Origin of the sequence: Frankia gtarii (genome assembly GCF_025403375.1) — a bacterium.
Lineage (GTDB): Bacteria > Actinomycetota > Actinomycetes > Frankiales > Frankiaceae > Frankia > Frankia gtarii.
In genome coordinates, this window is record NZ_JAMPTM010000064.1 from 16,106 (window position 1) to 28,153 (window position 12,048).

Genomic DNA, 12,048 nt, shown 5'->3' on the forward strand with positions numbered 1-12,048 from the left:
GTCGATAGGACTAGTTCTGCTTGTACCGGGCCAGGAACCGGTCGATCCGCCCGACGGCGTCGGTCAGATCGTCCACCGAGGGCAGGGTCACGATCCGGACATGGTCGGGATGCGGCCAGTTGAAACCGGTGCCCTGGACGAGAAGGATCTTCTCGGCTGCCAGCAGGTCGAAGACGAACCGTTCGTCGTCCTGGATGGGATAGATCTCGGGGTCGAGTCGCGGAAACGCGTAGAGGGCGCCCCGCGGTGGCACACAGGACACGCCCGGGATGTCATTGAGCAGCTTGACGACCGTATCCCGCTGCTCTCGCAGTCGACCGCCGGGCAGGACGAGATCGCCCGCACCGCCGTCCTCGGCGAGCGCGGCGAGCGTGGCGAACTGCCCGGGCACGTTCGCGCACAGCCGCATGTTCGCGAGGATGTTCAGCCCCTCGATATAGGACGATGCGTGACCACGCGGGCCCGACAGCACCATCCATCCGGAGCGGAACCCGGCCAGCCGGTACGCCTTCGACAGCCCGTTGAAGGTCATGCAGACCAGATCAGGGGCAAGCGACGCGGTGGCGACGTGCTCGGCGTCGTCGTAGAGGATCCGGTCGTAGATCTCATCGGACAGCAGCATGAGATGGTGGCGCCGCGCGACCTCGACGATGTCCTCCAGCACCTGCCGCTCGTACACGGCGCCGGTGGGGTTGTTCGGGTTGATGACGACGATCGCCCTGGTCCGCGGGGTGACCTTCCGGGCGATGTCCGCCAGGTCCGGCGCCCAGCCGGCGGTCTCGTCGCAGAGATAATGCACCGGCCGCCCGCCGCAGAGGCTGACCACGGCCGTCCACAGCGGGTAATCGGGCGCCGGGAGCAGCACCTCATCGCCGTTGTTGAGTAGCGCCTGCAACGACATCATGATCATCTCGGACACGCCGTTGCCCAGATACACACTGTCGGACGTGATCCCGGTGATGCCCTTGCGGTTGTGGTAACCCACGACCGCCTCGCGCGCGGCGCGCAGGCCCTTGGAGTCGCTGTACCCCTGTGCATCCGCAAGGTTTGCCATGACGGCCTCGAGTACCTCCGGCGGAGCGGAGAAGCCGAACGGTGCCGGGTTGCCGATGTTCAGCTTGAGGATGCGCGCGCCCGCGGCTTCCAGCCGAGTCGCTTCGTCGAGGACAGGCCCACGGACGTCGTAACAGACGTCGGCGAGCTTGTCGGACTGGGTGAACTCCATCTACCCAGAGTAGGTGGGGCGTCCAGCGGATTTTCGGCGGCCCAGGGCTGCGGCGGCAGGTTCACCCCACGGGAGTGACTGCAACACCAGCGAGACCACGAAGAACGCGGCGACGGAGAGCACGATGGCACCGCCGGCAGCGACGTTCCACTGCTCGCTGACAGCGAGCCCGATCACACCGGCGGCGACGCCGACAACCATGGCCATGGCGGTCATCGTGGCCGTCCGTGAACACCAGAGCCGGGCGGTCGCCGCCGGGCCGACGATCAGGGCGACGGCCATGATCGTGCCGACGGCGGGCAGGGAGGTCACCACCGTCGCCTCGAGTGCCAGCAGCAGGACGAGATCGAGTCGGCGGGCCGGATAGCCCGCGGCGGCGAAGGCATCCGGGTCGAAGGCGGCCAGGTGCAGCTCCTTGCGCAGTGCTGCCAGCACCCCGAGCACGACCGCCGTCGTCACCGCGCTGACGACGAGGTCACTCGGCGCGACGGTAAGCACCGAGCCGACCAGGAAGGCGGTGAGGTCCCGGCTGAAGCCCTCCTGCGTCGACATCAGCGCCATCCCGAGGGCGAAGCCGCCGGAGAGCACCACGGCGGTGACGCTGGAGGTCTCCCGTCCGTGTTCCGCGCCGCGCGGGCCGGTCAGCGCTGCCACGACAGCCACAAGGAGCACACCGAACAGCCCCGCGCCGAGGACGAGGCCCAGGCCGAGCATCGTCGCGATGACCACCCCGGGAAAAGTCGCGTGGGTCAACGCCATGGTCAGGAAGCTCAGCCGACGCAACACGACATGGACACCGACAGCTCCGCAGAGCACCCCGACGATCACGACCTCCAGCAGCGCGCGCCGCACGTAGCCGTCGCCGAGCGAAGAGAACAGGGTCATCGCTTCACCAGCCGCCGGGAGGCCTGGCCGAGTGTCACCAGGGCGTAGAAGGCGACGAGAACGAGCACGATGGTGGCCCCGGCGGCCAGCCGAACATCGTGGCCGACCGATGCCTCGTAGCTGGTGGCGAGTCCCAGCCAGGCGCCGGCCATACCGACGAGCACCGCCACGGCGACGATGACGCCGAGCCGCTCGGACAGCAGCCGCGCCGCCGCGGCCGGCACGACGAGCATCGCGATCACAAGCACGGTCCCGACGGCCTGGACCGACGCGACCACGACCAGCGCTATCAGCATGTTGCTCACCAGGTCGAGCGCGGTGATCCGGTATCCCGCCGCCCGGGCCCACTCCGGATCGAAGGCCCGCAGCAGCAGCTCCTTCCCAAGCCCGAGCAGGACCAACCCGGCAAGCACGGCCACCACGGCGGTGACCACGATGTCCGCCGTGTCGATGGTCAGGATGTGCCCGAACAGGAAGGCCGTCAGATCGGCGGTGTACGAACGCTGCCGGGAGATGAGGATCACTCCCACCGCGAAGAAGGCCGTCAGCAGCACGGCCAGGGTCGTGTCCTCGTTCACTCGTCGGGTGGCCGCGATCGCCGTGAACAGGGCGACCGCGGCCACCGCGCAGACGAGTGCGCCCGGCACGACGCCGGACCGGCCGGAGACCAGAAACCCGACGACGACCCCGGGAAAGACGGTGTGGGTGACGGCGTCGGTCAGGAATGCCAGCCGGCGCAGCAGCACATATACCCCGACCACGCCGCAGAGTGCACCGAGGAGCAGCGCCTCGACGAGAGCCCGCGTCATGTAGGGCCGGTCGAACGGCGTTACCAAGAAATCGATCATGATCGGGCGACGATCAGACCGCGATCGCCCAGTTCCAACGCGGCCCCGCCATAGGCGGCCCGCAGCAGGTCGGGGGTGAGTACCTCGCCGGGTGGACCGAAGCCGAACTGGTGCCGGTTGAGCAGGCAGATCCCATCGCAGGTGAGCTGCGCCAGGCCCAGGTCATGGGTGGACACGACGACTGCGGCGCCACCCGCGGCGAGAGCTCTGATCGTGGCCAGCAGAGCCTCCTGGGAGACCGCGTCGACCCCGTTGAAGGGCTCGTCGAGCAGCAACGCCGCCGGTTGCGCCGCGATCGCCCGGGCGAGCAGCACCCGCTGCCGCTGCCCACCCGACAGTGTCCCGAACCGGTCCGCCGCCCGGTGCGCGAGGCCCACCGCCGCCAGCGCTTCCGCCGCCGCGTCCCGGTCGGCCCGTCCGGGCGGCCGCAGCCAGCCGATCCGCCGGTAGCGGCCCATCAGGACGACCTGCGCCACTGAGACCGGGAAGTCCGGGTCGAGCGTGTCCGCCTGCGGCACGTACGCGACCTGCCGGCGCGCCAGCGCGGGCGGCCGGCCGAGGACACTGATCGAACCTGACGCGACCGGCACCAGGCCGAGCAACGCCTTGATGAGGGTTGACTTGCCCGCGCCGTTCGGTCCGACGAGAGCGACGATTTCCCCTTGGTGCACCGTGCCATGGACCTGCTCCAACGCAGGCACCCGCCCATAGGCGACGCTCGCCTGGTCGAAGACGATCGCGGCGGGTCGTGACATGGCCTAATTGGAAACGATTTTCGATGCCGATGTCAAATTGGACTCACCGGCGGCTGTGCGCTCAGCATCGGCAGTGGTCTCAGCGGCTGCCGTAGGTGATTGTCACCCGGCGGTTGAGTGCCCGCCCGGCCGGGTTGTCCGAACCGCCGGGCAGGGTGTTGGGGGCGATCGGATCGGCTGCCCCATGCCTCCTGGCGGAGACGAGTACCCCGTCCGCCGCCGTGGGCCGCAGGAGATCGGCGACGGCGCTGGCACGTCGTTGAGACAGGATCGCGTTGTATGCGGGCGTGCCGAAGCTGTCGGTGTACCCGTCCACCCGGACCGGTGCGGCGGACCCGGTGACCTGGCCGGCCACGTCGGCGATCTGGCTTCGCGCGACTGCGGTGAGCTCCGCCGAGTCGAACGCGAACAGCACGTCCGCGTTCAGGGTGAGCGTGGTCTCGGCACCGCGATGCTCCTCTGTGCGAAGCTCGATGACGCTCCTGGCAGGGTCGACCGGGCGGACTGCATCGTCCGGTTCGCAGTTCGTGCACCGCGGTGCGCAGCCAGACTCAGGCGATGACGCGCTTGAGACATCTGAGCCTCCGGGCGTGAGGCAGGAACGTCCGGAGCCGATTATGGTCGTCATTCCGAGGTGTTGGTCGACTGATCAAGCAATCGGCGTAGCTCCCGGCCAAGCGAGCGAGGCTCGATGAGCGGCTGTCGGAACGTGACCCGCACCTGCTCGGCTCCGGCGCCATCGACTCGCCACAGATCCAGGCCGTATCGATCCAGGCCGCTGACCTGGACGCCAGCGACGTCGCCGTCGGTCGCCTCCGGTAGTGCGTATCGGGCGAGTTGACGCATCTGATCCGCATGCCCCACGTTGAGATGCTCGATGAGCTCCGGGGCGTAGGCACTGATCAGGTCCGGTTCGGCGAACGCATAGGTGGCCAGGTCGATGCGCCGGCCTACCGTGGCGGAGGTCCATCGGCGTGGACCACAGTCCATGTCGGTGGTGGGTAGGCAGAGCACCACATCGTCGACGGAGAGAGCCAGCACGGAAAGGCCATCGGCGATGCCGTCCTCCGTGCTGACTGTGCGGCCTAGATCGGCGAGCCGGCGCAGGATCTGTTCCGTGGTACCCGGTACCACCCGCAGCGGGCCGGCAAGGATCAGGCGCTCGCCAGCGTGCCCGGGAACCTCGACCCAGCTCCGCCTCCCGTTCCTGGCGGCGCCGGCAAGCCGGCCTTCGGTGCTCGCCATCAGCACCGGCTCGCCTCCGTCGTCGATCACTCCCACCCATCCCCGTGCCTGCTCACAGGGAAGAGTCAGCAGTGCCGTGCGGCCACTGGCCAGGACCGTCCTCGCCTGCTGAGCCATCGTGACCATGTCCTGAGCGTGGGTTGGCGACATCATCGCGGCCTCCTTTCTTGAGGTAAGGCTTACTTAAGTCAGACCTGGCGCGGAGGTCAAGTGAGAGCCGGCCCGATGTGGGGATCCACGACCCGGCCGTGGTCCTGGTGTCCACCCGGTTCCCGCTCCGGGCCGACCGGGGTCTTATAGGCGAGGCGGGGATTCTAGGCTGTCCTAGTCGACGGATGTCTCGCCCTCGAAGAGGAGGTGCCGGTGATCTTCAAGTTGGTCGGAGACGGTCGCCCGTACCCCGAGCACGGCCTTGGCCAGCGGGACTGGGCGGCCATTCCCCCCCGCCAGGTCCGGCTCGATCAGCTCGTCACGACGAAGCGAGTGCTTGCGCTCGATGTACTGCTCGATGAGGACTCGACCTTCTACGGAGACCTCTTCCCGCACGTGATCGAGTGGAGAGGAGCGCTCTACCTCGAGGACGGGCTGCATCGAGCGGTCCGCGCAGCGCTGCAGCAGCGCACCTCGATACACGCCCGGGTCTACGTGCTCACCGGACCCGCGTTGAGCGACTCGGCTCAGTCGTCGGTGGCGCGGTAGGTCACGTAGACATCCTTCCCGACCTTGGCGAACAGATACTGCGGACAGGCCGAAGACGGACGGTGGGTAGTGATCGGCCGGAAGACCGGTGATCGCATCACCGCCTTGAGGTCTCCACCAGCGGTCCGCCTGGCTTGACTGCCCGTGACATCTGGTGTGCCGGCCCGCTCGTACCATCCGCCGCAGTAGCGGATGTCGTGCGGTCGCGACGTCCAGGCCGGGGTATGGAAGAACCACAGCAGGTAGGCCGTCCGCATCGTCAGGACGAGCACAGCGATGATCAACAAAGATCGCAGGAAGTTCCCAGCTCGTCCGGACGCGAGGATGGGGCTCACAAGACCGGGAGCCTACGGGCATCGCCTCACGTAGCCAGGCAACCGACCCCGTGTCCCATCAGATCGGTGCAGGGTGCGGGACGCCTGGTCGGGGCCGACTCGAGCCGATCGATCAGCACTCGGCCTGCGGCGGGGCTCACGCTGCCTGTCCAGCCGAAGATCCTTGACCTGGCCCATGGGGTGCAGCGGTGCGGAAGATACGCAGCGGGTCTGGATCGCTGCTCATCGGCGGCGCCTCCTGAGTGACCGTTCCATCCGGGTGAAAGACCAGGACCTCCCCGGTCGGCCGCCGCTCGAGAATCAGGCCTTTGTCGTGTATAAGTCGGTGGTGGAGTGAGCAGAGCAGGATCAAATTTGCCGGATCTGTCGTCCCTCCCGCGGTGCTCCATTCCTCAATATGATGAACCTGAAGCCACCTGGTGTGCCGGCAACCGGGGTACCGGCAGACACCCTTGTCCCGCGCATAGATGGCTCTCCGCAGCTTGGTGGAAGGGCTCCGTCGGGTGCGACCGAGTGCGAGCGGGTTTCCCTTCGAGTCGATCAGAAGTGTGCGGAGAAGACTGTCGCAGGACAGTCGGCGGACGACACTCGGCGCGAGCATGGCGCCCCCCTCGATCTCGCAGGACCGATTGCTGGGATGTTCCTTCTCTATGTTCCGGGAATTTTTGTTCGGACGACTTTCGATCCCACCGACCAAAGTGTCGACATCGACATGCACGTTGACGGTGTAGAGGGTCGGATCTGTAAGCCTCGGTGCGCCGTGGGTAAGGAAAGAATGCGCGACTCCTGCGAGTGCATCAGCTCGCATGGACACCGTTACCGTTCTTTCCTGATTTTCGTTCGCAAAATCCGACGCGATCATTTCTTCATCGCGCGGATCGGTCGGCTGGTCGAGACTTGACGTGGCCATCTCTAGGGCCTTGGCAATCACCGCGCCGCGTTCCGGATCGAGACGGGCGATCAGAAAAAAAGTGCCGTCCTCGTTCCAGTGCCAGGAACAGCGTGGGCTCTCCTTTTTGTCGCCCTTCTTCTCGCGGTCTTGCCCGCCATCCGACTTGATCTTCGATTGTAGGGAGACAAGTCGTTCGAGTTCGCGGGCGGAGCATCGTTTTGCCTCGTGAGCCCACTCGGCCTCCGTGTCCGGCGTGGCGATGCGTGTGATGGCTCGTATCTTGGAGAAGGAGATCTCGCCGCGGGCGAAGGTTGCACTGATCTGCGGGAGCGTCTGGAGTGCACGGGCGACGCGCAGGTACTCGTAGCTTGCCCGCAGACCGAGCCCGCAGCGCCAGGCCAACCAGTGCGCGCAGGTCGGCAGTCCGGTCGAGGACCAGCCTTTCCGGCGGTCGAAGGCGGCGATCAGACTCAGCCAGCGGAAGGTCGCGGCCGAGATGCGACCAGCCCAGCTGCAGACTTCCACCTCAAGGTCAGGGAGGGGGATGACGTTCAGATCATCGTCGAACATGAGTTCGATACTGCGCCTTGGCGGCATTCTCGTCAAGCCCCCCGCGTTGACGCTTTTCTCGTCGATCATGCCATCCGGAATTTCATCTTGCCACGGTGGTCTACTTGCGGTTGTGGCTGCCGGACTGGTCCCTTCTCTGTTCCGCGGTGCAGGCCGCGTTGTCGCGATCGCCGTCTTGTTGGCTAGTCTGACGCGGAGGACGGCTCCTGGATGGAACGCGGTTACCGGCAGGTCTGGTCGGAGGAGGCGGTCGCACTTGACAGGCGTACGCCAGGGATGCAGAATCGATCACATGTTCGAGTTAGGTGAAGGCGGTGGGTGGCCGAATGGGCTCGTCAGCTCCGCAGATACGCGAGGACCGCCAGGACTCGACGGTGGTCCTTCGTGGTCGGCTCCAGGCCGAGTTTCGAGAATACGTTTGATATGTGTTTCTCGACGGCACCGCTGCTCACGACCAGGTGCGCGGCGATCGCGGTGTTCGATCGGCCTTCCGCCATGAGAGTGAGGACCTCTCGTTCCCGTGGGGTCAACGCAGACATGGGGTCGTTGCGTCGATTTCGGACGAGAAGCTGTGCCACCACTTCCGGATCCATGACGGTGCCGCCTGCCGCAACCCGACGCACCGCATCCACAAACTCGCGAACGTCTGCGACGCGGTCCTTCAAAAGATATCCGACGGCGCCGGCACCGTCGGCGAGAAGCTCCGCCGCGTACTGTTTCTCAACGTACTGGCTGAGGACAAGGACTGGTGAGCCCGGGACCTCGGAGCGGGCCTTGATCGCGGCTCGTAGCCCTTCGTCCCGGTGTGAAGGAGGCATCCGAACGTCCACGACGGAGACGTCGGGCTGGTGCGTCGCCACCGCATCGACCAGACCGGGTCCGTCACCGACCGTGGCGACTACCTCGCAGCCGGCGTCGGTGAGAAGGCGGCGCAGCCCCTCGCGGAGTAGTACCGAATCCTCAGCGATGACTACCCGCACGACGCATCAGTCCTCTTCGGGTTCATGGGCTCCGACGTCGGAGAACGCCGACGCTACCTGTAAACGGGTGTTGACCGTCCGAGGATGACCTACTTCGGGAGGCGCTGCCGGCGAGAACAACTGACGGCTTGACGACGTTGCTGGAGGGGATGTGGCGGTGAGCGGGCAGGACATGGCAGGCTTGCTCCCTGTGAGCACAGGTTGGTCGGCGATCGGAGGGACAGCTCGCCTTGGACGAGCTGTCACGTTCGCCTCGTCCTCCGTGTGCTTGGCCTGGGCGGCGCACGTGGCCGGCGGCGCCCAGCGGCCGGCGGCCGCGATTATGATCTCCGCCTCCCTCCTGCTCACCCGGATTGCCTACGGCCTTGGTGACCGGGAACGGCACCTACCGTTGCTCGTGGCAGGCGTCGCGGGGACCCAGATTCTGCTCCACATCACCTTCGCCCTCACCCTTGCGCACTCCCACACACATCAGGCGGGCGGCTGCTCGGTCGAGGCGCGGATGGTACTCGCGCACGGTCTGGCTGCGGCGTGCGTCGCGGTGCTGCTGCGTCGTGCGGAGCGTGTGCTGTGGTCGGCTTCTGGTCTCCGTCCCCATCCGGTGCTGTTCTGTCTGTTCCGGCCGGCCGCGAGTCTCGCCGTGCCTTCGATTCCGCCAGTGCCGCCCGCCGACGTTCGTCGACGGGCGCCCCGCCCACATACCCGTCCGCTCGGGCGATCCGCCCGTCGGCGTGGCCCGCCGCAGGGCCAGCCGGAGATCGGTCGGACGGGGCGGTGCGCCATGGGTTGCTCACCGCTGCTTATTGCCATGGCCTGACGAACGACGCTCCGGCGCCCGTGAGACACGGATTCTCTGTGTTCCCGCTGCGCTGTGGGACCGTTTGGAAGGACTTACATGATCCGCCTCTATCGACGTGTGGGTGTGCTCGGTGTGGTTGCCGGCGCGGCCGTACTTGCCACGACAGTGCCGGCCTCCGCGCACGTCACCCTGCAGCCGTCCACCGCGTCCGCAGGTAGCTATGCCACGCTTTCGTTCAAGGTGCCGACCGAAGAGGACGACGCTTCCACCACCGGTATCGATGTTCAGTTCCCCGTCGATACACCGCTCGCGTCGGTGTCGGTGCAGCCTAAGGCCGGCTGGACTTACAAGATCACGAAGGCGGCGCCCGCGAAGCCCCTGAGCACGGACGACGGCCAGGTGAGCGAGGTGGTCACCCGCATCACCTGGACGGCGCAGGGGGGTCAGGGAATCAAGCCAGGGGAGTTTGACACGTTCACCGTTTCCGCTGGTCCGATGCCGGACAAGGCCGGACAGCTCGCATTCAAGGCACTGCAGACCTATTCGAACGGGGATGTGGTGCGATGGGTTGATGTCGCGCAGCCAGGGGCCGAGGAGCCGGACAAGCCGGCGCCGTCGCTGACGGTGACCGCAGCTGGGGCGGCTGAGGGCTCGCCGACCGGCGTGCACAATTCGGCGGCGATGCAGAATGTCGCCGAGGCCCCGCAGGCGGATGACAGCGATGGGACCGCCCGCTGGCTCGGAATCATCGGTGTGGTTCTGGGTGCACTCGGTCTTGTGGCCGGCGCCTTCGCACTGGTGACGGCCCGGCGGCGGGCGTAGTTTCGTGCGAAGAGTGATGGTGGTGATCATGGCCTCTCTGGTCATGATCACCACCTCGATCGGGCTCGGGCTCGGCGTCGCGCCGGCGTCCGCTCATGCCCTGCTGACGGGAAGCAGTCCGGCGGACGGCGCGGCGCTCGCCGCTGCGCCGACCCGGATAGTGATCGACTACAGCGAGTCGGTCCGGGTCTCGCGGGATTCGATCCGGGTACTCGATTCGGCGGGCGCCCGGGTAGACGATGGTCAGGCGCGATCGGGGCAGAAGGCCTCCGAGGCGATGGTGACGCTGCGACCCAACCTGCCCACGGGCACCTATGTGGCCAGCTGGCGGGTCATCTCCGCGGACAGTCACCCGATCTCCGGCGCCTTCGCCTTCGGCGTGGGGGGACCACCGGAGGCAGGGGCCGCCAGGGCGGAGGCGAACACGTCCGGTTCGCGGACGGTCGGATTCCTGTTCGGTGTCGCGCGGTTCGCCGGCTACGCCGGCATCGGCGTTCTGCTGGGCGCCTGCTTCTTTCTGCTACTGCTCTGGCCGCAGGGGTTGCGGACGAGCGGTGCAAACCAGCTCATAGCGGGGGCATGGGGGCTGTCGTCGCTCGCCGGCCTGGGGCAGCTGCTCCTGCAGGGGCCATATGCCGCCGGGCTGGGGTTGGACGGATTGGGCCGCTGGTCGGTGCTGTCGGCGACGCTGGAGGAGCGGTTCGGCCATCTGTTGCTGATCCGGCTGCTTGCGCTCTGCCTCGCGGTACCGCTGCTGCGCCGGATGTTCCGTACCGCCTCCCTTGACGTGTGGCGCAGATGCGAGCTGGCCGGTCTCGGACTTGTGGTGGCGGTGACCTTGGCGGCGATCGGCCACGGCAGCGCCGGGGACCTGGTGTGGCTCGCGACGGCCAGCCTGACGGTGCACGTGCTCGGAATGTCCGTGTGGATCGGCGGGCTGGCGGTGATCGCGCTCTTCCTGGTCCGCCGAGCGGCGGCGGTGGAGCTGGCGGAGGTGCTGCCCCGCTGGTCACGGGTGGCAACGGGGGCCGTGGCAGTGATCGTGCTCAGCGGCCTGTTCCAGAGCTGGCGGGAGATCGGGACGCTCCGAGCCGTCGTCGACACCAGTTACGGGCGCTTGTTGCTCTACAAGGTGTGGTTTGTCCTCGGCATGATCGCGCTGGGTGCACTTGCTCAGCGGTGGGTGCGCCGCCACTATTCCGGTCGCATCCCCGGCGACCGATCCGATCCGGAGCCGACGGAGAAGGCGCCGAGCGCCGCCGCGTTGACCGGCCTGCGGCGTGGGGTCGCGTCGGAGCTGATCGTCGGGGCGGTGGTACTGGGGCTCACCGCGACCCTGGTGAACATGATTCCCGCGCGCACCAGCTATGCACCGCCGTTCACCGGTACGGCGTTCGCCGGCCCGATGACGGTGAAGGTGCGGGTCGCGCCGACCAGGATTGGAGCCGAGTCTCTCGACGTGTACGCCTGGGCGCCCAGTGGCAAGCCGCAGAAACTGGTGCAGGCAAGTGCGGCACTATCCCTGCCGACCGCGGATCTTGGGCCGTTCGAGGTGCCGCTCGACCTGGCTGCCCCGGGGCACGCGCGCAGCGATCGGGTGCAGGCGCCCTTGGCGGGAAAGTGGCAGCTCCGGCTGACGCTGCGAATCAACGATTTCGATCAGTATGTGACGACGCTGTTTTACACAGTCCGCTGACGGGGGTCGGCTACACGGAGACCGGTGCCGGACCGGTGAGGGTGCCGACGATGCGGTCGTCGGGCTCGGACGGCCCGGTGCTGCTTGGGCCGGTGCCTCCGGCCTTGCCCGTACCTCCGGTCTTGCCGGCGCCTTCGGCGCCGGCTGAGCTCTTGCCCGTCGATGGCCCGGCGGACTGCGGGGGGCTGAAGGGCGCAGCGGACGGGGGTGGGGCATCACTGCCCAGCGACGTCGTGGGTGCCGGCGCGGCGCTGATTGGCGGCGCGCTCACCGGCGGTGGGACGGTCGCTGTCGGCA

12 protein-coding genes and 1 pseudogene are annotated in these 12,048 nt (G+C 67.4%); 3 read left to right on the forward strand and 10 right to left on the reverse strand.

What is annotated here, in order from left to right; translation table 11 throughout:
* Nucleotides 1-10 precede the first annotated feature (10 nt).
* From NBZ83_RS12120 to NBZ83_RS12145, 6 genes are all read right to left on the reverse strand, one after another.
* On the reverse strand, nucleotides 11-1,225 hold the full coding sequence (locus NBZ83_RS12120; protein ID WP_261568086.1) for a pyridoxal phosphate-dependent aminotransferase: 1,215 nt from the start codon (nucleotides 1,223-1,225) through the stop codon (nucleotides 11-13).
* Complete coding sequence (locus NBZ83_RS12125; RefSeq protein WP_261568084.1) at nucleotides 1,226-2,110, reverse strand: metal ABC transporter permease; 885 nt, start codon at nucleotides 2,108-2,110, stop codon at nucleotides 1,226-1,228.
* Nucleotides 2,107-2,958 (reverse strand): metal ABC transporter permease, encoded by an 852-nt coding sequence (locus NBZ83_RS12130; RefSeq protein WP_261568083.1) that lies wholly within the window; start codon nucleotides 2,956-2,958, stop codon nucleotides 2,107-2,109. Before NBZ83_RS12130 ends, NBZ83_RS12125 begins: the two co-directional genes overlap by 4 nt.
* A complete protein-coding gene (locus tag NBZ83_RS12135; protein ID WP_261556871.1) occupies nucleotides 2,955-3,713 on the reverse strand; it encodes a metal ABC transporter ATP-binding protein in 759 nt (252 codons plus the stop codon). Before NBZ83_RS12135 ends, NBZ83_RS12130 begins: the two co-directional genes overlap by 4 nt.
* Nucleotides 3,714-3,792: 79 nt before the next feature.
* Nucleotides 3,793-4,128 (reverse strand): OmpA family protein, encoded by a 336-nt coding sequence (locus NBZ83_RS12140; protein WP_261568081.1) that lies wholly within the window; start codon nucleotides 4,126-4,128, stop codon nucleotides 3,793-3,795.
* Nucleotides 4,129-4,337: 209 nt separating this feature from the next.
* Nucleotides 4,338-5,111 carry a DUF2470 domain-containing protein gene (locus NBZ83_RS12145; RefSeq protein WP_261568080.1) on the reverse strand — a complete coding sequence of 258 codons (774 nt, stop codon included), beginning with the start codon at nucleotides 5,109-5,111 and terminating at the stop codon, nucleotides 4,338-4,340.
* A 210-nt stretch (nucleotides 5,112-5,321) separates the two neighbouring features.
* Between NBZ83_RS12145 and NBZ83_RS12150 the strand changes: the two genes are divergently transcribed.
* Nucleotides 5,322-5,657, forward strand: coding sequence for a type II toxin-antitoxin system VapB family antitoxin (locus tag NBZ83_RS12150; protein WP_251744810.1), 336 nt, complete (start codon nucleotides 5,322-5,324; stop codon nucleotides 5,655-5,657).
* Here NBZ83_RS12150 and NBZ83_RS12155 read toward each other — a convergent pair.
* From NBZ83_RS12155 to NBZ83_RS12165, 3 genes are all read right to left on the reverse strand, one after another.
* Nucleotides 5,636-5,992 (reverse strand): hypothetical protein, encoded by a 357-nt coding sequence (locus tag NBZ83_RS12155; protein WP_261568079.1) that lies wholly within the window; start codon nucleotides 5,990-5,992, stop codon nucleotides 5,636-5,638. The genes NBZ83_RS12150 and NBZ83_RS12155 overlap by 22 nt on opposite strands.
* Before the next feature lie 136 nt (nucleotides 5,993-6,128).
* Entirely contained in the window at nucleotides 6,129-7,523 is a 1,395-nt protein-coding gene (locus tag NBZ83_RS12160; RefSeq protein ID WP_261574965.1) for an HNH endonuclease signature motif containing protein, read from the reverse strand.
* Between the two features lie 266 nt (nucleotides 7,524-7,789).
* Entirely contained in the window at nucleotides 7,790-8,434 is a 645-nt protein-coding gene (locus tag NBZ83_RS12165; RefSeq protein ID WP_261568077.1) for a response regulator, read from the reverse strand.
* Between the two features lie 895 nt (nucleotides 8,435-9,329).
* Here NBZ83_RS12165 and NBZ83_RS12170 point away from each other — a divergent pair.
* Together NBZ83_RS12170 and NBZ83_RS12175 are read left to right on the forward strand one after the other, a co-directional pair.
* On the forward strand, nucleotides 9,330-10,055 hold the full coding sequence (locus tag NBZ83_RS12170; protein ID WP_261574966.1) for a YcnI family copper-binding membrane protein: 726 nt from the start codon (nucleotides 9,330-9,332) through the stop codon (nucleotides 10,053-10,055).
* Nucleotides 10,056-10,083: 28 nt separating this feature from the next.
* Nucleotides 10,084-11,751, forward strand: coding sequence for a copper resistance CopC/CopD family protein (locus NBZ83_RS12175; protein ID WP_261568074.1), 1,668 nt, complete (start codon nucleotides 10,084-10,086; stop codon nucleotides 11,749-11,751).
* Nucleotides 11,752-11,761: 10 nt separating this feature from the next.
* Here the strand turns inward: NBZ83_RS12175 and NBZ83_RS12180 are convergent.
* Nucleotides 11,762-12,048, reverse strand: a pseudogene (locus NBZ83_RS12180) (RNA polymerase subunit sigma-24); the annotation flags it as partial.